The organism is Parviterribacter multiflagellatus, assembly GCF_056863265.1.
Map to the genome: position 1 here is coordinate 103,475 of NZ_JBXPIZ010000010.1, position 18,928 is coordinate 122,402.

The window sequence follows — 18,928 nt, forward strand, 5'->3', positions numbered from 1 at the left end:
TCACACGCCCCCGAGGAGGTTCGCCCAGGGGCCGCCCATGTACGTGAACGACGTGGGCGCGCCGGTGAGCTTCGCGTTGGTGATCAGCAGCGAGTTCGGCGCCGAGACCGGGATCCACGGCAGGTCCTCGGCGAGGATGTCGCCGATCTGCCCGCCGAGCTCGGCCGCCTTCTCCGGGTCGGCCTCGGCCCGCGCCTGGTCCATGAGCTTCGTGACCTCGGGGTTCTCGTAGCCCGAGTAGTTCTGGCTGCCGTCCTTCAGCGCCAGCGTGCCCCACAGACCCATCGGGCTCGCGTAGTCGGAGTAGTTGACGGTCGGGAAGCCGTCGACGCCCTCACGCGCCTTCGGGTCGGTGAAGAAGTTGATGAAGTTGGCCGCCGAGACCGCCTTGAACTTCACCTTCAGGCCGATCCTCGTGCCGGCCTCGCGGAACGCCGTGGCCATCGCGTTGATCGCGGCGACCTCGCTCGACATGCCGATCGTCAGCGTCTTGCCGGTCGCGCCCGCCTCCTCGACGAGCTTCTTCGCGCCTTCGACGTCGAGCTTGGGCTCCGGGAGCGCGTTCCAGTGCTGCTCCCACGCGGCCTTGCCGATCGCGAAGCCGCCCGGGTTGGCGAGCGTGCGCGGCAGCTGCGCCTGGCCGTGGAGGACCGACTGGATGTAGCCCTGGCGGTCGAGCGCCATCGACAGCGCCTGGCGGACCTTCACGTCGCCGAGCACGCCGTCGAGGCTGGACACGACGAACGACTCGAGCGCCCACGACGGGCCGGCGGAGACCTTCAGGTCCGGGCTGGCCTCGAGCTGCTCGAACGTCGAGACGCCGAGCGTGTACGTGCCGTCGATGTCGCCGGTGAGCAGGCCCGACGTGAGCGTCGAGTCGTCCGGGACGCCGCGGAACTCGAGCGACTGCACCTTGGCCTTGCGCTCGGCGTCCCAGTAGTCGGGGCTGGCCTTCGCGACCAGCGAGCTGCCCGGCGTCCACTTGCCGACCTCGTACGCGCCGGAGCACATGATCCCGCCCTGCGGGGTGCCGAACTTCTTGCCCGCCTTCTCGGCGAACGCCTTCTCGACGACCACGCCGGCCATCTGCGACAGCTGCCCGTCGAGCCAGTAGTCCGGCTCGCTGAGCTTCAGCGTGACCTCGTTGTCGCCGGTCTTCTCGATCGAGGAGACGCGCGCGAACGTGGCCGGGTAGAAGCTCGGCGTCGCCGGGTCCTGCATCCGCTTCAGCGAGTACACGACGTCGTCGGCGGTGACCGGCTTGCCGTTCCAGAAGGTGGGGCCCTCGCGCAGCGTGATGACGACCGTCTTGGGGTCGGGGCGCTCGAACGGCTCGGCCAGGCCGGCGGCGAGCGAGCCGTCGGGCTCCTGCCGCAGCAGCGACTCGCAGAACGTCGTGATGAGCGTGTTCTCCGGGTAGTCGAACGCCTGCGCCGGGTCGAGCGTGCCGACCTCGCGGTACGTCGCCCAGGTCGCGCTGGCCACCTCGCTCTTCGCGGGCGGGGTCGTCGGCGACAGGCCGGACGTCGCGGGCTTGGCGCCGTCGCCGGCGGCACTCGCGCCGTCGCCGGACGACGCCTCCTTGCCACAACCGGCCGCTGCGATCGCCGCGATGGCGAGCGCCACCGCCGGCCGCGCGAGACGCGTGCCTCGTCTCATGGGGTTCCTCCTCCGTCGTGGGGTGGGGTCGTGCCGCGCCCGGCGACGATCCGCTCGATGTGGTCCGCGATCAGCTCCGAGCCGCGGTCGAACGCCTCGTCGAGGGGCGGGAACATGTGGGGCGCCGCCTTGGTCAGGTGCGGGAACTCCTCCTCGGGGAGGAGCGCCAGCGAGCGGCGCAGGCCGGGGACGTGGTCGAGCCGCAGCTCGGGGTGGCCCTCGGTGAACGCGTAGTAGAGGCCGCTGCCGACGACGTGGTTCTCGATCGTCTGGTAGATCGTGCCCGCCTCCTCCGGCGTCAGGCCGGCCTCGATGAGGAGGCCGAGCGACTGGTTCATCAGCCGCTGCAGGCTCGGTGTGTCGTCCGGCTGCTGGGCGAGGAGGACGGCCAGCTCCGGGTGGCGGCGGTAGCGGTCGAGGCCGAACCGCATCTGGTGCATGAACTGCTCGCGCCACGACTGGGTGGGGTCGAGCGGCGCGGTCCGGCCGAACAGGCGGTCGGCCAGCTCGATCAGCAGCTCGCCCTTGTTGCGGAAGTGGCGGTAGAGCGCGGTCGGGTCGGCGCCCAGCTCGGCACCGAGGCGGCGCATCGTGAGCTTGCCCACGCCCTCGCGGTCGGCGATGGCCTCGGCCGCGGCAAGGATGCGCTCGCGGTCCAAGCGGACACGCCCCATCTCCTCCACCGCCGGCGCGCCCTTGGTGGCGGCGTCCTGCGACATGGCGCGGCACCGTACGCCCGCCCAGGACGCCTTGTCAACGCTGTTGACAGCATTGTGGACACGGTGGTGGATCGTGACGGGTGCCACCTGGCCCGGATGTCAGGTGACCTGCGAGTCGGGCGACATCCCGTCGCGTCGCGTCGTGCCTCCTTCGACGTTCCGCCTCGTCCCGGGCGGTGGAACGGCCGCTACCGTCCGCGCCGGATGTCGCAGCCGTGGCCGACCACCCCGCCGACGCCCGCCGAGCGCGCGACGTACGCGGACGCGGCGGTGCGGCCGTACTGGCTCGACGCCCTACCCGACCGCACGCCGCAGGAGCGACTGTCGGCCACGGTCGACGCCGACCTGTGCATCGTCGGCGGCGGGTTCACCGGCCTGTGGGCCGCGCTGCAGGCGAAGGCGGACGACCCGGATCGCGACGTCGTGCTGCTCGAGGCCGAGACGATCGGCTACGGCGCGAGCGGCCGCAACGGGGGGTTCGTCGTCTCCTCGCTCACGCACGGCCTGGCCAACGGGCTGGCGCGGTTCGCGGACGAGATGCCGCTGCTGGAGCGGCTCGGGCGCGCGAACTTCGACGGCCTCGTGGCCGACGTGCGGCGCCACGGCATCGACTGCGACCTGGAGCTGACCGGCGAGCTGATGCCCGTCGTCGCCCCGTACCAGGACGCCTGGCCGGAGGAGGAGCGCGCCGTGCTGGAGCGCTTCGGCTACGACTACGAGATCTTCCCCGACGCCGCGGCGATGCAGCGCGAGATCAAGTCGCCGATCTTCCGCGGCGGGCTGTGGATCAAGGACGGCGGCGGCATCGTCGACCCCGCCAAGCTCTGCGCCGGCCTGCTGGAGACCGCGTTGCGCCTCGGCGTGCGCGTGCACGAGCGGACGCCGGCGCTCGCGCTCGACTCGTCGGCGGACGGCGGGACCGTGACCGTGCTGACCGGCCGGCCGGGCGCGTCCGTCGGCGGCGGCAGCGTGCGCGCCCGGCGCGTCGTGCTCGCCACCAGCGCGTTCCCGCCGCTGCTGCGCGCGATCCGCCGCTACGTCGTGCCGGTCTACGACTACGCGCTGATGACCGAGCCGCTGAGCGCCGGCCAGAAGGCGTCGATCGGGTGGGAGCGGCGGCAGGGCCTGGGCGACGGCGGCAACCGCTTCCACTACTACCGGCTGACCAAGGACGACCGCATCCTGTGGGGCGGCTACGACGCCGTCTACCGCTTCCGCGGGCCGGTGCGGCCGGACCTCGACGACCACGACCAGACCTTCGGGCGGCTGGCGCAGAACTTCCTGACGACGTTCCCGCAGCTGGAGGGCATCCGCTTCACGCACCGCTGGGGCGGGGCGATCGACACGTGCTCGCGCTTCTCCGTCTTCTTCGGCACCGCGCACGGCGGACGCGTCGCGTACGCGACCGGCTACACCGGGCTGGGTGTCGGAGCGACGCGGTTCGGCGCGCGGGTGGCCCTGGATCTCGTGGACGGGCGCGAGACGGAGGCGACGCGCTCGCGCTACGTGCGCAAGAAGCCGGTGCCCTTCCCGCCGGAGCCGCTGCGCACCGCGGTCATCCAGCTCACCCGCAACCGGCTCGCGGCCGCCGACCGGCGCGACGGGCGGCGCGGGCTGTGGCTGGGGACGCTCGACCGGCTCGGATTGGGGTTCGACTCGTGAGCTTCGACCCGTCCTTCGCCGTCGACGTCGCCGCGCTGGAGCTCGAGGACTGGCCGCTCGACCCGGCGCAGGTCGTGTCGGGGCAGCCCGAGGTCCGCGGCGCGGTGCTCCACGAGGCCGGCGGCGTGCAGCGCGGCGTGTGGGAGCACACGCCCGGCGTGTCGACGGACGTCGAGGCGGACGAGCTGTTCGTCGTCATCGCGGGCCGCGCGACGGTCGAGGTCGAGGGCGGCGCGACGCTGGAGGTCGGCCCGGGCAGCGCGGCGGTGCTGCGCGCCGGCGACCGCACGGTGTGGCGCGTCCACGAGACGCTGCGGAAGGTCTACCAGGTCACCACGGAGGCGCCGTGAAGGTCGCTCAGCTGTCCGTCACGCCCGTGAAGGGCACCCGGCTCACCCATCCGGACGCGGTCGACGTCGGCGCCCACGGCCTGGCCGAGGACCGCCGCTTCCACGTCGTCGTCGCCGACGACCGCGAGCAGCTCGGCGCGACCAAGCCGGCGCTCGTGCAGGTCGTGTCGCGCTGGGACCCGGAGGCGAACGTCCTCGCGCTCGCGTTCCCCGACGGCCGCGTGGTCGAGGAGGAGGTCGAGCTCGGCGCCGACGTCACCGCCCGCATCACCTGGGACGGCGACCGCGCGATGCTCGGCCGCGCGCTCGTCGGCCCCTGGTCGGACGCGCTGTCGGCGCACCTCGGCGTCGAGGTCGTGCTCGCGCGTCCCACCGCCCCGCGGCGCGCGATCGACGTCCACCCGGTCACGCTCGTCTCGCGCGCGACGCTCGCCGCGCTCGGCATCGACGACGACCCGCGCCGCTTCCGCCTCAACGTCCTGCTCGACGGGCTCGAGCCCTACGAGGAGGAGACGTGGGACGGCCGCACGGTGCAGGTGGGCGACTGCGTCCTGCGCGTCGGCGGGCCGGTGCCGCGCTGCGCGGCGATCAACTCGCACCCCGAGAGCGGCGACCGCGACGCGCGCTACCTCAAGGTCGTCGCCAAGCGCCCGCCCATCGACGGGACCAAGGCGCCGCTCGGCGTCTACGCGACGGTCGAGCGGCCCGGCCGCCTCGCGACCGGCGACCCGCTCGCGCTGCTCTAGCGGGTCAGCATCTTGTCGAGGACCACGTCGGGGTGGTCCTGCGCGAAGCGCTGCAGCCGCCACTCGCTCGTGAAGACCGCCAGCGGCGTGCCGTCCATCCGGAAGAGCACGTCGCCCAGGCCGGCGCGCTTGACGACCGCGACGCCCGCGTCGTCGGTGCGGCGCGCGACCGTCCACGGCGCGGGGTCGGTGCCGACGGTGGCGCCGAACTCGTTGTGGAGGCGGTCGACCGCGACGTCGAACTGGAGCGGGCCGACGCCGGCGAGGACCGGCGTGGGGTCGGCGACCGGGTCGCGGCGCAGCACGTGGACGACGCCCTCGTCGGCCAGCTGCTGGATGCCGCGGTTGAACTGCTTGTACCGCGAGGTGTCGCGGTTGCGGACCGTGACGAAGTGCTCGGGCGCGAGCGTCGGGATCTCCGGGAACTCGACGCGCTCGCCCTCGTAGAGCGTGTCGCCGACGCGCAGGTCGGCCGCGTTGACGACGCCGATCACGTCGCCGGGGAACGCCTCGTCGAGGACCGCGCGCTCGTCGCCGAAGACCTCGTGCGCGTGCGACATCGTGAACGGCTTGCCGGTGCGCGAGTTGAGCGCGCGCATGCCGCGCTCGAAGCGGCCGGAGGCGACGCGGAGGAACGCCACGCGGTCGCGGTGGCGCTTGTCCATGTTCGCCTGCACCTTGAAGACCAGGGCGGAGAACGGCGCTTCCAGCTCGCGCGCGCCGCCGTCGACCGTGGGGCGCGGCTTGGGCGCGGGGGCGATGCGCTCCAGCGCGCGCAGCAGCAGGCTGACGCCGAAGTTCGAGACGGCCGACCCGAAGAAGACCGGCGTCTGGTGGCCGACGGCGAACTCGGCCGGGTCGAACTCCGCCCCGGCCGTCGCGACCAGCTCCAGCTCGTCCTGCGCGGTCGTCCACGCGTCGCCCTCGGCCGCGGCGGCGTCCCCGGCCGACAGCACGTCCTCGCCCGCGATCGTCGCGCCGCCCGCCGTGCGGGTGTAGCGGTGGAACAGCCCGGTCTCGCGGTCGACGACGCCGCGGAAGTCGCCCGGCAGGCCGACCGGCCACGTGGCGGCGACCGGCGTGACGCCGAGGACGGACTCGATGTGGTCCATCATCTCCAGCGGCTCCATGCCCGGCCGGTCGTACTTGTTGACGAACGTCAGCAGCGGGATCCTGCGCGCGCGGGCGACCTCGAACAGCCGCAGCGTCTGCGGCTCGACGCCCTTGGCGACGTCCAGCAGCATCACCGCGGCGTCGGCGGCGGCCAGGACGCGCAGCGTGTCCTCGGAGAAGTCGCGGTGGCCCGGGGTGTCGAGCAGGTTGAAGACGACGCCCTCGTGCTCGAACCGCAGCACGGTCGAGGAGACGGAGATGCCGCGCGTGCGCTCGATCTCCATCCAGTCCGACGCGGCGCCCTTGCGCCCGGCCTTGCCGTGCACGGCGCCGGCCTCGGCCATCTGCCCTCCGTAGAGGAGGAGCTTCTCCGTCAGGGTCGTCTTGCCGGCGTCCGGGTGCGAGATGATCGCGAACGTCCGGCGCCGAGCCGCCTCGTCCGCGATCCTCGTCACATCGTCTAAGGCTAGCCAGCCGCGCGCTGCACCCGGAAGCGGACCGTCACGCGCCCGCTGCGGTTGCCCGCGGCGTCGGTCGCGGTGATCACCGCGCGGTAGCCGCCGGGACGCAGCCCGCGCCGAGCCAGCGGGAGGTGGATCCGGCCCGCGCGCGGCGCCCGGCGGGTGAGCGTCCGCAGGCGCCGGCCGCTCGCCTGGCGGACCACCGCGATGCGCACCGTCGCCGCCTCCGAGAGCGTGAGGCGGAAGCGCGGCCCGGTGCGGCGCGTGCGTGCGCGGACGAGCCGGGCGCCCGTGATGCGCGGCGCGGCCGTGTCGCGGGTCGCGCGCGGGTTGCCTGGGACCGCGCCGCCCGCTCCGCCGCCGGGGCCAGGCTCGGCCGGGGGCGCGGGGGGCGCCGGGGACGCGGGCGGAGGCGGCGGGGGACAGCCGCCGGGGCCGGCCTGGTCGACGCAGGGGTCGCTCGCGTCGGGCAGCCCGTCCTCGTCGGTGTCAGGCGCCGAGCCCCGCAGCCCGATCACCGCCAGCTCGTCCCCGGCCGGCGTGGTCACCTGCCCGAGCACGAGGAGGCGCCCGTCGGCGTGCGCGAGCACGTCCGCGCCGAGCTCGTCATCGCCCTCGGGCAGGTCGATCGTCGTCATCCCGCCCACACCGAACCCGTCGTCGAGGGCGCCGCCGCGCCGCAGCCGCGCGACGACGAGCTTCCGCGGCGAGAGCGGCCCGACGAAGCCGGTCACCGCGATCCGGCCGTCCGGCAGCAGCGCCACGCCGCTCAGCAAGGTGAAGGCCTCGCCCGGCGCGGCCACGCGCGCGATCCCGCCCTCGCCGAACGCGCCGTCGAGGCTCCCCTCCGGCGTCACGCGCGCGACGATCCCCGTCGCCGCCATGCCGTCGCTGTCGTACCCGGCGACCACCGCCGCGCCGCCGGGGCTCACCGCCAGGTCGGTGAGGCCCGCACTGCCAGGGCCGGTGTCGAGCACGGCCAGGCCGCCGGTGCCGAACACCGCGTCCGGGACGCCCTCCGCCGTGTAGCGGACGAGCGCGGCACGGTCCTCCCCGGCGCCCTCGACCGTCCCCACCACGAGCATCCGGCCGTCCGGCAGGCGGGTGAGCGAGCGCATCCCGCCGCCCGCGTACCCGGGCAGCGGCGTGACGGCGTACCCGTCGCCGTCGTAGCCCGCGTCGAACGCACCGTCGGCGCCGAACCGGGCCAGCAGCGGCTGGGTGACGCCCCCGACCTGCATCCCGCCCGAAGCCCAGAACCGGCCGTCCGGCAGGAGCACCACGCTGGTGATCCCCTCGCGCCCCGAGCCGGGGAGGTCGTGGATGACGGTGCCGTTCGTGTCGCCGTCGGCGTCCAGCTCCGGATCGGGCTCGCCCGCCGGCGTCATCCGGGCGATCACCACCCGTACGTCGCCGACCGCCACGCGGTACGAGCCGGGCACGAGCAGGCGGCCGTCGGGCAGCACGGTCGCGGCGCCGGGGGAGATGTAGCCCGGCCCTGCGCCCACGAGCACCATCCCGTCGCCGCCGCCGAACGCCGGGTCCGGCTGGCCGTCGGAGCGCAGCTTGAGGACCGCGGCCGCCCCGCCGTTCGCCGGGCCCGTCACGATCGTGCCGCCGTCCGGATGGGGCGTCATGCGGGTCGGCGAGAGCGTGCCGCCGGAGGCCGTGACGAACGTGCCGTCGCCGGCGAACCCGGGGTCGAGGTCGGCAGGGGCGGCGAGCGCCGGCGGGGCCGCGGCGAGCGCGAGGAGGAGGAAGGCGAGGAGGACGCGGGCGGGCATGCGACACCCTGGCCCGCGCCGGGGCGGGCGTCGATCCCTCGGCCGCGGGGATCTTCGGCGCTTGCATGGCGCGTCGCCGCGCGAGATGCTCGCGTCCATGAGCTCCGCCCGCTGGGACGTCGAGCGCCTGGTGGCGGAGCTGGAGCGGCTCGGCCGGCGCGGCCTTCCGCGCGAGGAGCTGTACGCCGAGGCGGCGGCGCGGCTGCGGCGGGTGGTCGACTGCGACGCGGCGTGCTGGCACACGCTCGACCCCGCGACGCGGCTGATGACGAGCGACGCGCCGCACGAGCTCGCGGCGCTCGGCGTCTTCCCGCCCGAGGGCATGGCGGCGGCGCGGGCGCGGCTCGTCGCGGGCGAGTACCTGGCCGACGGCGTCAACACGTTCGCGGGGCTGGCCGGGCGCCGCGTCCCGGTCGCGATCCTCAGCGCGACCATGCGCGGCAGGCCCGAGCGCAGCGCGCGCTACCGCGAGCTGCTCGCGCCCGCCGGCATCCCGCACGAGCTGCGTGCGGCCTTCACGCTCCGCGGCCGTGCCTGGGGCGCCGTCCACCTCGCGCGCCGCGACGACCGGCCGGACTTCACCGCCGCCGACGCGGCCGCGCTGGCCCGCGCGGCGCCCGCGATCGCCGAGGCGCTGCGGGCCTCGGTGCGGGTGGACGCCGCCCGCCGCGGCGACGCCGCCGCGCCCGGCCTGGTCGTGCTCGGCCCGCGGGACGAGGTGGAGCTGGTGACCGCCCCGGCGCGCGTGCTGCTCGACGGAGAGACCCCCGCGGCGCCGCTCCTCGCGCTCGCCGCCACCGCGCGCGAGCGCCGCGCGGTGCCCCCGCCCGTCGCGCTCGCCACCCCCGGCGGCGCCGTCACGCTCCACGCCTCGCTCCCCGACGGCGGCGCGAGCGGCCGCGTCGCGATCGTGCTCGACCGCGGCGCGACGGCGCAGGCGACCGCGCTGCGGCTGGAGGCCCACGGCGTCACCGCGCGCGAGCGCGAGGTCGCCGCGCTGCTCGCCCGCGGCCGCACGAACCCGGAGATCGCCGCCGCGCTCGTCGTCTCGCCCTACACCGTGCAGGACCACGTCCGCAGCCTGCTCGAGAAGACCGGCACGACGACGCGGCAGGAGCTCGTCGCGCGCATCTTCCTCGACGACTACCTGCCGCGGCTCGAACGCGGCACGCCGGTCGCGGCGGACGGCGGGTTCGCCTAGGCGCCCCGCCAGTGGACGATCTCGAGCGCGAGGCCGATCTGCAGGCCGCGCCCGTCGAGCGGGGCTCCGAGCAGCTCCTCCGCGCGCGCGAGGCGGGCGAGGACCGTGTTGCGGTGCGTGAAGAGGACGCGCGCGGTGCGCGTGGCGTTGGAGCCCTCGCGGAGGTAGACGCGCACGGTCTCGCGCAGCTCCGCGGGCGCGGCGGCGAGATCGCCGAGCGTGCGGGCGACGAACTCGTCCGCGCGGTCCTCGTCGCGGGTGGCGAGCGCGACGACCTGCACGTCGTCGTAGGTCGCGAGCCGCAGCCGCGCCGGCGTGCGGTGCATCAGCCGCTGCGTCGCGAGCGCGTCGAGGTGGCTGCGGCGGAAGCCCTCCAGTCCGTCGAGCGTCGGGCCGAGCGCGACGCGGACATCCGGCTGCTCGGCCAACGTCGCGCGCACCGCCCCGGCCTCGGGCCCCTTGGCGCCGGCGATCCACACCCACCGCGCGGTCGCGCTCGCCAGCACCGTGAGCGGCCGCGTCCCGGCCGCGCGGCCCAGCGCCTCGGCGACCTCCTCCAGCGCGCCCGGGTCGACGCCCGCCAGGTCGCTCCACACGATCGCCGCCGTCTGCGGCCGGTCGAGCGCGTGGTTGAGCCGCGCGGACGCGCGCTCGACCCCGATCGGCGCGCCCTCCAGCAGCAGCGTCACCACCTCCAGCCGCTGGGCGTGCGTGCCGCGCGTGAGCTGGTCGCGCTCCCGCTCGATCTGCGCCTGGATGCCGGACAGCGTCTGGTCGACGAAGGAGAAGATCGAGCGCGCGCTCACGTCGAGCAGCTCACGCAGCTCCTCGGGATCCTGCGTGAGCCCGAAGGCGAGCTCCATCCACCGCCGCCAGGCGACGTTCTGCCCGACCCGGTAGCTGTCGAGCGCGCCGTCGTCCAGGCCGCGGCGCACGAGGTCGCGCGCGACGGCCAGCGTCTGCGGGCCGACGTTCGGCTGGACCGGCGCGCCCGGGTCGCGCACGTTCGCCTCCGCCCAGTGGACGAGGTTCGCGCGGTTCGTGCGGCGCACCGCGTCGGCCAGCGCCGGATCCTGCGCGACCGGGTGCGCGGAGTCGATCCCGAGCACCACCTCGTCGACCTCCGCGAAGATGTCCTCCGGCTGCTGGAGCACGAACGACGCGCCCTGGCGGATCAGCTCCGCGACGGCGGGTGAAGGGCGCTCCCACGCGGCGAACGGGTCCATGGAACGCGAGCGTACCGCGATTCGTGCACCTTGCCCAGTCACGCCGCGCAACTCTGTGCAGAACGCTGGCGTACCGAGGAGGCGCGCACGGCATCATGTCGGATGCGATGAGCACCACGACCGTCACCGACACCGCGACCGACCACGTCGACCTCCTGATCGTCGGCGCCGGCATCTCCGGCATCGGCGCGGCCTACCACCTCCAGGACAAGCAGCCGGGCAAGACCTACGCCATCCTCGAGGCGCGCCAGGCGATGGGCGGGACGTGGGACCTGTTCCGCTACCCGGGCATCCGCTCGGACTCCGACCTGCACACCTTCGGCTACGCGTTCAAGCCGTGGACGCACGAGAAGGCGATCGCCGACGGGCCCGACATCCGCGCGTACATCGAGGAGACCGCGCGCGAGAACGGGATCGACCGCCACATCACGTACGGCAAGCGCGTGCTGGGCTCGTCGTGGTCCAGCGAGGACGCGCTGTGGACGACGCAGATCGAGGACGTCGCGACCGGCGAGCGCTCGACGATGACGTCGCGGTGGCTGTTCAGCGCGTGCGGCTACTACCGCTACGACGAGGGCTTCACCCCGGAGTTCCCCGGCCGCGAGCGCTTCCAGGGCCAGATCGTCCACCCGCAACACTGGCCGGAGGACCTCGACTACGCCGGCAAGCGCGTCGTGGTCATCGGCTCCGGCGCGACCGCGGTGACGCTCATCCCCGCGATGGCCGACGAGGCGGCGCACATCACGATGCTGCAGCGCTCGCCGTCGTACATCCTGCCGCTGCCGTCGAAGGACCCGCTCGCGAACTTCCTGCGCAAGCGGCTGGGCGAGCAGCGCGCGTACGTGATCACGCGCAAGAAGAACATCTACCGCCAGATGGCGCTGTACGGGCTCTCGCAGAAGTTCCCGAACGCGGTCCGGAAGCTCATCCGCAAGGTCAATGAGCAGCAGCTCAAGGGCTCGGGCCTCGACGTGGACGTGCACTTCAAGCCGCGCTACGACCCGTGGGACCAGCGCCTGTGCGCGGTGCCCGACGCCGACCTGTACCGCGTGCTGCGCAAGGGCCAGGCGACCGTCGTCACCGACCACATCGAGACGTTCGACGAGACGGGCATCCAGCTGAAGTCGGGCCAGCACCTCGACGCGGACGTCATCGTCACGGCGACCGGCCTCAACCTGCTGGCGTTCGGCGGCATGCAGCTGACGGTCGACGGCGAGGAGATCTCGCTCCCCGACACCGTCGCCTACAAGTCGTTCATGCTCAGCGGCATCCCGAACTTCGCGTTCGCGGTCGGCTACACGAACTCGTCGTGGACGCTGAAGGTCGACCTCGTCTGCGAGCACCTGTGCCGCGTCATGGGGCTGCTCGACCAGCGCGGGCAGCAGATCGCGGTGCCGCAGCTGCCGACGAGCGGGGTGGAGAAGCGCCCGCTGCTCGACTTCAAGGCCGGCTACGTGCTGCGCGCGCTCGACGACTTCCCCAAGCAGGGCGTCGACGAGCCGTGGTCGCTGGCGATGTCGTACGCCAAGGACGCCAAGCGCCTGCAGAAGGGCCCGGTCGAGGATCCGGCGCTCCACCTGCTCCCGGCGACGCGCGACAGCGCGGCTGCGCCGGCCTCGGTGGCTGCGTGAGCGCCGTCAGCGGGAAGGTCTGCGTCGTCACCGGCGCAGGCTCGGGCATCGGCCGCGCCCTGGCGCTGGAGCTGGCCACGCGCGGCGCGCGCGGCCTGGCGCTGTCGGACGTCAACGAGGAGGGCCTCGCGGAGACCGCGCGGCTCGTCGGGACGCGCTCGTCGGCCGAGGTCCACACCGCGCGGCTCGACGTGTCCGACCGCGACGCGGTCGAGGCCTACGCGACGGCGGTCGCCGAGCGGTTCGGCGTCGTCCACCAGCTCTACAACAACGCCGGCATCGCGTTCTCGCGGACGGTGCTGGAGTCCGAGTACTCCGACTACGAGCGCGTCTTCGGCGTCAACCTGTGGGGCGTCATCCACGGCACGAAGGCGTTCCTGCCGCACATCGTCGCGTCGGGCGACGGGCACGTGATCAACATCTCGTCGCTCAACGGCTTCTTCGCCCAGGGCGAGATGAGCCACTACGTGTCGACGAAGTTCGCCGTCCGCGGCTTCACCGAGACGCTGCGCATCGAGATGCTGCAGGCCGGGCACCGCGTCGGCGTCACGGTCGTCCATCCGGGCGGCATCAAGACGAACATCGCCAACGCGGCGCTGGACTCCGCCAAGGCGCTCGGCCTCCCGACCACCGAGAAGGACGAGCGGCGGCGGGAGACCTACAACAGGAAGCTGCTCAAGATGCCCGCCGAGCAGGCGGCGAAGATCGTCGTCGGCGGGGTCGAGAAGGACAAGCCGCGCGTGCTCGTGGGCAACGACGCGAAGGCGGTCGACAAGCTCGTCCGCCTGTTCGCGTCCGGCTACCCGAAGCTCTCGGTCTTCTTCGACAAGCAGATGCGGTAGTTCGCCAGGGGCGAACTACCGCCGGGGGAATCCGCCAGGGGCGGATTCCCCCATCAGGGCGCGATGGAGGCCTTGATCTTGCGCGCGACCGGCGCGGGGAGCTTGGCGAGCGCGTTGAGCGCGTAGGGCATCGCCTTCAGCCGCAGGCCCGTCACCGTGCTCGGGACGACCGTCTCGATCAGGTGCGGGCCCGGCTCGGCGAACGCGTGCTCCAGCGAGGTCGCGAGGTCGCCGGCGTCGTCGACGCGCCGTGCCGGGACGCCGAGGCCCTTGGCCAGCTCGACGAAGTCGAGGTCGGGGCCGGAGAGGTCGAGCTGGGACTTGGCGACCGGGCCGGGCTTGCCCGCGCCGGTGCGCTGCAGCTCCATGTTGAGGATGCCGTAGGAGCGGTTGTTGAGCAGCACGACCGTGACGTTCAGCCCTTCGCGCGCCATCGTCCACAGCGCCTGGAAGGTGTACATCGCCGAGCCGTCTGCCTGCAGCGCGAGGACCGGGCGGTCCGGGCACGCGACCGCCGCGCCGAGCGCGACGGGCAGGCCCTGGCCGATCGCGCCGCCGGTGAGCGTGAGCACGTCGTGGCGCGGCGCGCCGGCGGACACCGCCGCGAACGTCACGCCCGACGTCTGCGCCTCGTCGGAGACGATCGCGCCCTCGGGCAGCACCGCGGCGACGGCCTGGCAGACGCTCTCGGCGGTCAGCGCGCCGCTCGGGCGCGGGACCGTGACGCGCTCCTGCCGCGGCGCCGCGCGACCCCCGGCGTCGAGCGCGGCGACGAGCGCCTCCAGCGTGCCGACGGCGTCCTCGTGCGGAGCGACCAGCTCGTGCACGGTGCTCCCCTCGGGCGCGAGCGTGCTCGGCTTGCCCGGGTAGGCGAAGAAGGTGACCGGCGCCTTGGCGTCGACGAGGACGAGGCGCTTGACGCCGCGCAGCTGCACCTGCGCCAGCTCGGCGAGGTAGGCGAGCCGCTCCACGGTCGGCAGCCCCGCGCCGCGCTCGATGCGCGTCGGGAAGACCTCGGCGAGCAGCCTCGCTCCCGTCGCGGCGGCGATGCGGCCGGCCGCGACGAGCCCCGGCTCTCGCAGGGCGCGGCCGCCGAGGAAGAGCACGGTCTCGCTGCCCCCGTCGCGGAGGGCGCGGGCGATCTCCTCGACCGTCTCGTCGCTCGCGCGCGGGGGCGCGGGACGCTCGGGCACGCTGCCGGGCGTGGCGCCCTGCGACCACGACACGTCCGCAGGCAGGATCAGCGTCGCGACCTGGCCGGGCGGGCCGTAGGAGGCGGCGATCGCGTCGGCCGCGTCCTGGCCCAGCTCGCTCGTCTTGGCCGAGGTCCGCACGAAGCCCGGCGACACGTTGCGCGCGACCGTCTCGATGTCCGACTGCAGCTGCGCGTCGTACTGCGTGTGGTAGGTCGCGTGGTCGCCGACGATGTTCACCATCGGCGTCTTCGCCTTGCGCGCGTTGTGGAGGTTCGCGACGCCGTTGCCCAGGCCGCTGCCGAGGTGCAGGAGCGTCGCGGCGGGCGTGCCGGTCATCCGCGCGTGGCCGTCGGCGGCGCCGGTCGCGACGCCCTCGAACAGCGCCAGGATCGCCCGCATCTGCGGCGTCGAGTCGAGCGCCTGCACGAAGTGCATCTCGGACGTGCCGGGGTTCGTGAAGCACGTCGTCACGCCGGCGTCGACGAGCGTGCGGAGGAGCGCGTGGGCGCCGGTGGTCATGGGTGGTGCGTCTCCTGGGACAGGTGCAGGGCGGAGCGGTCCACGTCCGCGATGGTGGTGTTGCCCGTCAACCCGAGGGCGGTGTCGATGTCGGCCCGCAGGCCGTCCAGCAGGTGGCGCACGCCGCGCTCGCCGCGCGCGGCGACGGCCCACGCCCACGGCCGGCCGATCAGCACCGCGCGGGCGCCGAGGCCGGCCATCTTCACGACGTCGAGGCCGGAGCGGACGCCGCCGTCGGCGAGCACCTCCAGCTCGTCGCCCACCGCGTCGGCGATGGCGGGGAGCGCGCGGGCGGTCGACGGCACGGCGTCGAGCTGGCGCCCGCCGTGGTTGGACACGACGAGTCCGTCCACCCCCGCCGCGGCCGCGCGGCGCGCGTCCTCGGGGTCGAGCACGCCCTTGACGACGAGCCTGCCGGGCCAGCGCTCCCGCACCCACGCGAGGTCATCCCACGTGACCGACGGGTCGAACTGCGCGTCGACCCACGCCTTGAACGCCTCGGGCGTGCGCGCGCCCGGGACCGCCTTCTCGAGGTTGCCGAACGTGAGCGGCTTGCCCTGCATGGCGACGTCGCGGATCCAGCGCGGGTGCGACGCCAGATCGAGCGCGCGGCGGAGCTTGGCGTACGGCGACGGCGTCCCGACCATCGCGTTGCGCGTGTCGCGGTGGCGCGCACCGACGACGGCGAGGTCGATCGTGAGGACGAGGACCGGGCTCTTCGCGGTCCGCGCGCGCTCGATCAGGTCCTCCGCGTACGCGCGGTCGCGCATGACGTAGAGCTGGAACCAGGGCGGCGCCTGCGGGGTCGCGGCGGCGACCTCCTCGATGGACGCGATCGACACCGTCGACTCGACGAACGGCACGCCCGCGGCCGCGGCGGCGCGCGCGGCCTGCACCTCCGCGCGACGGGCCATCATGCCCGCGAGCCCGACCGGCGCGAGGATCACCGGCATCGCCAGCTCCTGCCCGAGCACCGTGACGCGCTGCTCGCGGACCGAGACGTCGCGCAGCACGACCTGCCGCAGCAGCACGTCCTGCAGGTCGCGCACGTTCGCCCGCATCGTCGCCTCGTCGTACGCGCCGCCGTCCACGTAGTCGAACAGCTGGCGGGGCAGCCGCCGCCGGGCCAGCTCGCGGTAGTCGCCGGCGGTGGCCGGGGCGACGCCGAGGGGACGGTCGGGGCTCAGGCGCATGCGCGGCAGAGCCTTGCACGCCCACGCCGCCCGCAGCACCACCGAACCCCACGAACCGCGCCCCTCGTTCTCAGACGTTCTCCACGAGGAAGTCCACCAGCAGCCGGTTCACCTCCTCGGGCCGCTCCTGCTGGATCCAGTGCCCGGCGCCGTCGAGGACGTGGTTGCCGCGCAGGCCTGGCAGCGTCTGCGGGTGCGCGGCGATCGCGTCGGCCAGCCAGGTCGTCGAGACGTCCTCCGCGCCCGCGATGAAGAGCGCCGGCTGGGTGATCGGAACGCCGTCGAACGCCGCGAGGTCCTCCCAGTCGCGGTCGACGTTGCGGTAGCGGCCCAGCGCGCCGGACACCGACGTACCGAGGTCGGCCGCGTACGCGTCGAGCTCCTCCTCGCTCAGCCAGGCGGGGAGCGGCCTGTCGGCGCCCGGGAGGCGGTCGCGCATCCGCCCGCCGGCGGGGATCGCGAAGAGCGCGCCGTCCTCGCCGCTCCCGCCCGTCAGCGCCGTGAAGAACCCGCGCAGCCAGCCGCGGACGTCGGGCTCGATCTCCGCCTCCGCCCGGCCGGGCGCCTGGAAGTACGAGATGTAGAACTCGTCGTCGCCGCCGGCCAGCGCGAACGCGTCGGTCGGGCGCATCGGGGCGCGCGGCGTGTGCGCGACGCTCATCAGGCCGACCGCGGTGAACACGTCCGGCCGCAGCTGCGCGGACGCCGCGGCGATCGGCGAGCCCCAGTCGTGGCCGACGATCGCGGCGGTCTCGGCCCCGAGCGCGCGGACGACCGCGACGTTGTCGGCCACGTGCGCGAGCATCCGGTACGCCTCGACCGCCGGCGGCCGCAGCGAGCCGCCGTAGCCGCGCACGTCGATCGCGACCGCGCGGTACCCGGCGGCGGCCAGCGCGGGGAGCTGGTGACGCCACGAGCGCCAGCTCTCCGGGAACCCGTGCACGAGCAGGACCAGCGGCCCCTCGCCCTCCTCCACGGCGTGGATGACGCCGCCGTCGACTTCGATCTCCAGGTGCTTCATGCCTCCGAGCGTGGCGGGTCCACGAGCGGGTGCCTACGGTGTTGCCACAGTGGCAACGCTCGAGGACCGGACCCGCGCCCGCCTGCGCCAGCTGCGCTTCGAGCGCGGCCTCACCGTCGCCGCGCTGGCCCGCGCGGCGGACATGGCGACCTCCACGCTCAGCCGGCTGGAGACCGGCGCGCGGCAGCTCTCGCTCGGTCATGTCGAGCGGCTGGCGGCGGCGCTCGACGTGGCCCCGGAGGAGCTGCTGGGCGAGCGTCCGGAGCGCGACGCCACGCCCGCGCGCAACGGGCGCACGTGGATCCCGCTCGCCGACGAGCGCCCGGACGGCCGCCGCGCGTACCGCGTCACGGTCCCGGGCGCCGCACCGGACGCGGAGCCCCATCTGCACAGCCACGAGGGGCACCAGTGGCTCTACGTCCTCGCCGGTCGGCTGCGGCTCGTGCTCGGGGAGCACGAGCTCGTGGTGGAGCGCGGCGAGGCCGCCGAGTTCCCCACCTGGCGCCCCCACTGGCTCGCCGGCGCGGGCGGGCCGGCGGACGTGCTGATCCTCTTCCACCCTGACGGCGAGCCGCTTCCCGTCTACCATCGGACCGGTCCGCAAGGGCACCGGCCCCGATAGCTCAGCTGGATAGAGCGACTCCCTCCTAAGGAGTAGGCCGCTGGTTCGACTCCAGCTCGGGGCACTTCTCGTTCGCTAGGCGCCGTCGCAGAGCCGCCGTGCGGCGCGGTACGCCAGCAGCAGGTCCCGGCCCTCGACCGCCACGTCGGCGAGGTCGGCGAGGTGGTGGTCGCCATTGACCGACACGCACACGCCGGCCTCGCGGAAGAGGAAGACGTCGGACATCGAGTCGCCGTACGCGATCGCGTCGCGGATCGTGAGGCCGTGCTCGGCGCAGAACGCCGCCGCCAGCCGCGGCTTGTCCTCGGGGTCGAGGATGCCCGCCTCGTCCAGCGGCTCCCCGGCGGCACGCGGGAACCGGGAGGCGAAGACGGCGTCGAAGCCCAGGTCGAGGAACCGCTCGGCGAAGTAGTCGGGCGACATCGTGATCAGGCACGCATGCTCGCCGCGCCGGCGGATGTCCTGCAGCACCTCGGCGACGTTGGCCAGGAGCGGCGCGGCGGCGAACGCCCGCTGCGCGACCGCGGGATCGACGACGCCCCACATGCCGTGCAGCTCGCGCGCGAACTCGACCGCCGTCGCGGCGCCCTCGGCGAAGCGCGCCTCCATCGCCGCCAGCCCCTCGGACCGGCCGAGCGCCGCGGCCAGCAGCGCCGGCGCGGTCGTGCCGTGCAGCAGCGTGCCGTCCATGTCGAAGACGTGGGCTCTCATCGCGTCGCCGGGCGCGAGCGTACTACGTATAACGGTCCGGCCGCGGTGGACCGGTGACCGCGCACCGCAACTCTCGCGAGGGGGGTGTGTCGAAGGCGGAGAGACAACGATGCTGAACCGCTTCGCGGGCATGCGGGGCGGCCGGGGGAACCACTCGTGCCGGCGGCGACGCCGGCGCACGGGGCGAATCGCGGGCCAGGGCGCCCGCGTAGCGCAGCTTCCAGCGCGAGCCCGTCAGCTCACCCCGGAAGCGCATGGAAAGCGAGAGAGGT

Annotated in this window: 16 protein-coding genes, 1 tRNA gene and 1 riboswitch; of the genes, 8 read left to right on the forward strand and 9 right to left on the reverse strand. The window is 74.4% G+C overall.

All coding sequences use genetic code 11. From position 1 onward, the window contains the following. Together AC1UE5_RS21105 and AC1UE5_RS21110 are read right to left on the reverse strand one after the other, a co-directional pair. Entirely contained in the window at positions 1 to 1,659 is a 1,659-nt protein-coding gene (locus AC1UE5_RS21105; protein WP_482927253.1) for an ABC transporter substrate-binding protein, read from the reverse strand. Continuing rightward, complete coding sequence (locus tag AC1UE5_RS21110) at positions 1,656 to 2,378, reverse strand: TetR/AcrR family transcriptional regulator (protein ID WP_482927255.1); 723 nt, start codon at positions 2,376 to 2,378, stop codon at positions 1,656 to 1,658. Before AC1UE5_RS21110 ends, AC1UE5_RS21105 begins: the two co-directional genes overlap by 4 nt. A 204-nt stretch (positions 2,379 to 2,582) precedes the next feature. Here AC1UE5_RS21110 and AC1UE5_RS21115 point away from each other — a divergent pair, with 204 nt between their 5' ends. From AC1UE5_RS21115 to AC1UE5_RS21125, 3 genes are read left to right on the forward strand one after another with little or no spacing between them, the layout of a single operon-like run. Further along, positions 2,583 to 4,040 carry an NAD(P)/FAD-dependent oxidoreductase gene (locus AC1UE5_RS21115; protein ID WP_482927257.1) on the forward strand — a complete coding sequence of 486 codons (1,458 nt, stop codon included), beginning with the start codon at positions 2,583 to 2,585 and terminating at the stop codon, positions 4,038 to 4,040. Continuing rightward, complete coding sequence (locus AC1UE5_RS21120) at positions 4,037 to 4,390, forward strand: cupin domain-containing protein (RefSeq protein WP_482927259.1); 354 nt, start codon at positions 4,037 to 4,039, stop codon at positions 4,388 to 4,390. The genes AC1UE5_RS21115 and AC1UE5_RS21120 overlap by 4 nt, the downstream gene beginning before the upstream one ends. Beyond that, positions 4,387 to 5,136, forward strand: a complete 750-nt coding sequence (locus AC1UE5_RS21125) for an MOSC domain-containing protein (protein WP_482927261.1) — start codon at positions 4,387 to 4,389, stop codon at positions 5,134 to 5,136. Before AC1UE5_RS21120 ends, AC1UE5_RS21125 begins: the two co-directional genes overlap by 4 nt. Here AC1UE5_RS21125 and AC1UE5_RS21130 read toward each other — a convergent pair. Together AC1UE5_RS21130 and AC1UE5_RS21135 are read right to left on the reverse strand one after the other, a co-directional pair. Further along, complete coding sequence (locus AC1UE5_RS21130) at positions 5,133 to 6,704, reverse strand: peptide chain release factor 3 (RefSeq protein ID WP_482927263.1); 1,572 nt, start codon at positions 6,702 to 6,704, stop codon at positions 5,133 to 5,135. The two genes, AC1UE5_RS21125 and AC1UE5_RS21130, sit on opposite strands and share 4 nt — an antisense overlap. A gap of 11 nt (positions 6,705 to 6,715) precedes the next feature. Next, positions 6,716 to 8,494, reverse strand: coding sequence for an NHL repeat-containing protein (locus AC1UE5_RS21135; protein WP_482927265.1), 1,779 nt, complete (start codon positions 8,492 to 8,494; stop codon positions 6,716 to 6,718). Positions 8,495 to 8,591: 97 nt separating this feature from the next. Between AC1UE5_RS21135 and AC1UE5_RS21140 the strand changes: the two genes are divergently transcribed. After that, on the forward strand, positions 8,592 to 9,695 hold the full coding sequence (locus AC1UE5_RS21140; protein ID WP_482927267.1) for a helix-turn-helix transcriptional regulator: 1,104 nt from the start codon (positions 8,592 to 8,594) through the stop codon (positions 9,693 to 9,695). On the opposite strand, the gene AC1UE5_RS21145 is transcribed toward AC1UE5_RS21140, so the two are convergent. Continuing rightward, positions 9,692 to 10,921: a PucR family transcriptional regulator gene (locus tag AC1UE5_RS21145; protein WP_482927269.1), complete on the reverse strand. Its 1,230-nt coding sequence runs from the start codon at positions 10,919 to 10,921 to the stop codon at positions 9,692 to 9,694. The two genes, AC1UE5_RS21140 and AC1UE5_RS21145, sit on opposite strands and share 4 nt — an antisense overlap. Positions 10,922 to 11,028: 107 nt before the next feature. Between AC1UE5_RS21145 and AC1UE5_RS21150 the strand changes: the two genes are divergently transcribed. Both AC1UE5_RS21150 and AC1UE5_RS21155 read left to right on the forward strand, forming a co-directional pair. Next, positions 11,029 to 12,552: a flavin-containing monooxygenase gene (locus tag AC1UE5_RS21150; RefSeq protein WP_482927271.1), complete on the forward strand. Its 1,524-nt coding sequence runs from the start codon at positions 11,029 to 11,031 to the stop codon at positions 12,550 to 12,552. Beyond that, positions 12,549 to 13,394, forward strand: coding sequence for an SDR family NAD(P)-dependent oxidoreductase (locus AC1UE5_RS21155; protein WP_482927272.1), 846 nt, complete (start codon positions 12,549 to 12,551; stop codon positions 13,392 to 13,394). The genes AC1UE5_RS21150 and AC1UE5_RS21155 overlap by 4 nt, the downstream gene beginning before the upstream one ends. A gap of 53 nt (positions 13,395 to 13,447) precedes the next feature. Here the strand turns inward: AC1UE5_RS21155 and AC1UE5_RS21160 are convergent, their stop codons facing one another. From AC1UE5_RS21160 to AC1UE5_RS21170, 3 genes are all read right to left on the reverse strand, one after another. Continuing rightward, positions 13,448 to 15,109 carry an acetolactate synthase large subunit gene (locus AC1UE5_RS21160; protein WP_482927274.1) on the reverse strand — a complete coding sequence of 554 codons (1,662 nt, stop codon included), beginning with the start codon at positions 15,107 to 15,109 and terminating at the stop codon, positions 13,448 to 13,450. Beyond that, entirely contained in the window at positions 15,106 to 16,302 is a 1,197-nt protein-coding gene (locus tag AC1UE5_RS21165) for an L-lactate dehydrogenase (RefSeq protein WP_482927276.1), read from the reverse strand. The genes AC1UE5_RS21160 and AC1UE5_RS21165 overlap by 4 nt, the downstream gene beginning before the upstream one ends. A 70-nt stretch (positions 16,303 to 16,372) precedes the next feature. Next, positions 16,373 to 17,323, reverse strand: a complete 951-nt coding sequence (locus tag AC1UE5_RS21170) for an alpha/beta fold hydrolase (RefSeq protein WP_482927278.1) — start codon at positions 17,321 to 17,323, stop codon at positions 16,373 to 16,375. Between the two features lie 49 nt (positions 17,324 to 17,372). Between AC1UE5_RS21170 and AC1UE5_RS21175 the strand changes: the two genes are divergently transcribed. Together AC1UE5_RS21175 and AC1UE5_RS21180 are read left to right on the forward strand one after the other, a co-directional pair. Next, positions 17,373 to 17,945: a helix-turn-helix domain-containing protein gene (locus tag AC1UE5_RS21175; RefSeq protein WP_482927280.1), complete on the forward strand. Its 573-nt coding sequence runs from the start codon at positions 17,373 to 17,375 to the stop codon at positions 17,943 to 17,945. Beyond that, a tRNA-Arg gene (locus tag AC1UE5_RS21180) sits at positions 17,936 to 18,009 on the forward strand. Before AC1UE5_RS21175 ends, AC1UE5_RS21180 begins: the two co-directional genes overlap by 10 nt. Positions 18,010 to 18,020: 11 nt before the next feature. Here the strand turns inward: AC1UE5_RS21180 and AC1UE5_RS21185 are convergent. After that, entirely contained in the window at positions 18,021 to 18,656 is a 636-nt protein-coding gene (locus AC1UE5_RS21185; RefSeq protein WP_482927282.1) for an HAD family hydrolase, read from the reverse strand. Between the two features lie 100 nt (positions 18,657 to 18,756). Next, positions 18,757 to 18,925, forward strand: a riboswitch (cyclic di-AMP (ydaO/yuaA leader). The last annotated feature ends 3 nt before the right edge of the window (positions 18,926 to 18,928 follow it).

Bases quoted from the DNA above. Each gene is read 5' to 3' on its own strand.
- AC1UE5_RS21105 (WP_482927253.1), bottom strand. From the start codon at position 1,659: ATGAGACGAGGCACGCGTCTCGCGCGGCCGGCGGTGGCGCTCGCCATC.
- AC1UE5_RS21110 (WP_482927255.1), bottom strand. From the start codon at position 2,378: ATGTCGCAGGACGCCGCCACCAAGGGCGCGCCGGCGGTGGAGGAGATG.
- AC1UE5_RS21115 (WP_482927257.1), top strand. From the start codon at position 2,583: ATGTCGCAGCCGTGGCCGACCACCCCGCCGACGCCCGCCGAGCGCGCG.
- AC1UE5_RS21135 (WP_482927265.1), bottom strand. From the start codon at position 8,494: ATGCCCGCCCGCGTCCTCCTCGCCTTCCTCCTCCTCGCGCTCGCCGCG.
- AC1UE5_RS21140 (WP_482927267.1), top strand. From the start codon at position 8,592: ATGAGCTCCGCCCGCTGGGACGTCGAGCGCCTGGTGGCGGAGCTGGAG.
- AC1UE5_RS21145 (WP_482927269.1), bottom strand. From the start codon at position 10,921: ATGGACCCGTTCGCCGCGTGGGAGCGCCCTTCACCCGCCGTCGCGGAG.
- AC1UE5_RS21150 (WP_482927271.1), top strand. From the start codon at position 11,029: ATGAGCACCACGACCGTCACCGACACCGCGACCGACCACGTCGACCTC.
- AC1UE5_RS21160 (WP_482927274.1), bottom strand. From the start codon at position 15,109: ATGACCACCGGCGCCCACGCGCTCCTCCGCACGCTCGTCGACGCCGGC.
- AC1UE5_RS21165 (WP_482927276.1), bottom strand. From the start codon at position 16,302: ATGCGCCTGAGCCCCGACCGTCCCCTCGGCGTCGCCCCGGCCACCGCC.
- AC1UE5_RS21170 (WP_482927278.1), bottom strand. From the start codon at position 17,323: ATGAAGCACCTGGAGATCGAAGTCGACGGCGGCGTCATCCACGCCGTG.
- AC1UE5_RS21185 (WP_482927282.1), bottom strand. From the start codon at position 18,656: ATGAGAGCCCACGTCTTCGACATGGACGGCACGCTGCTGCACGGCACG.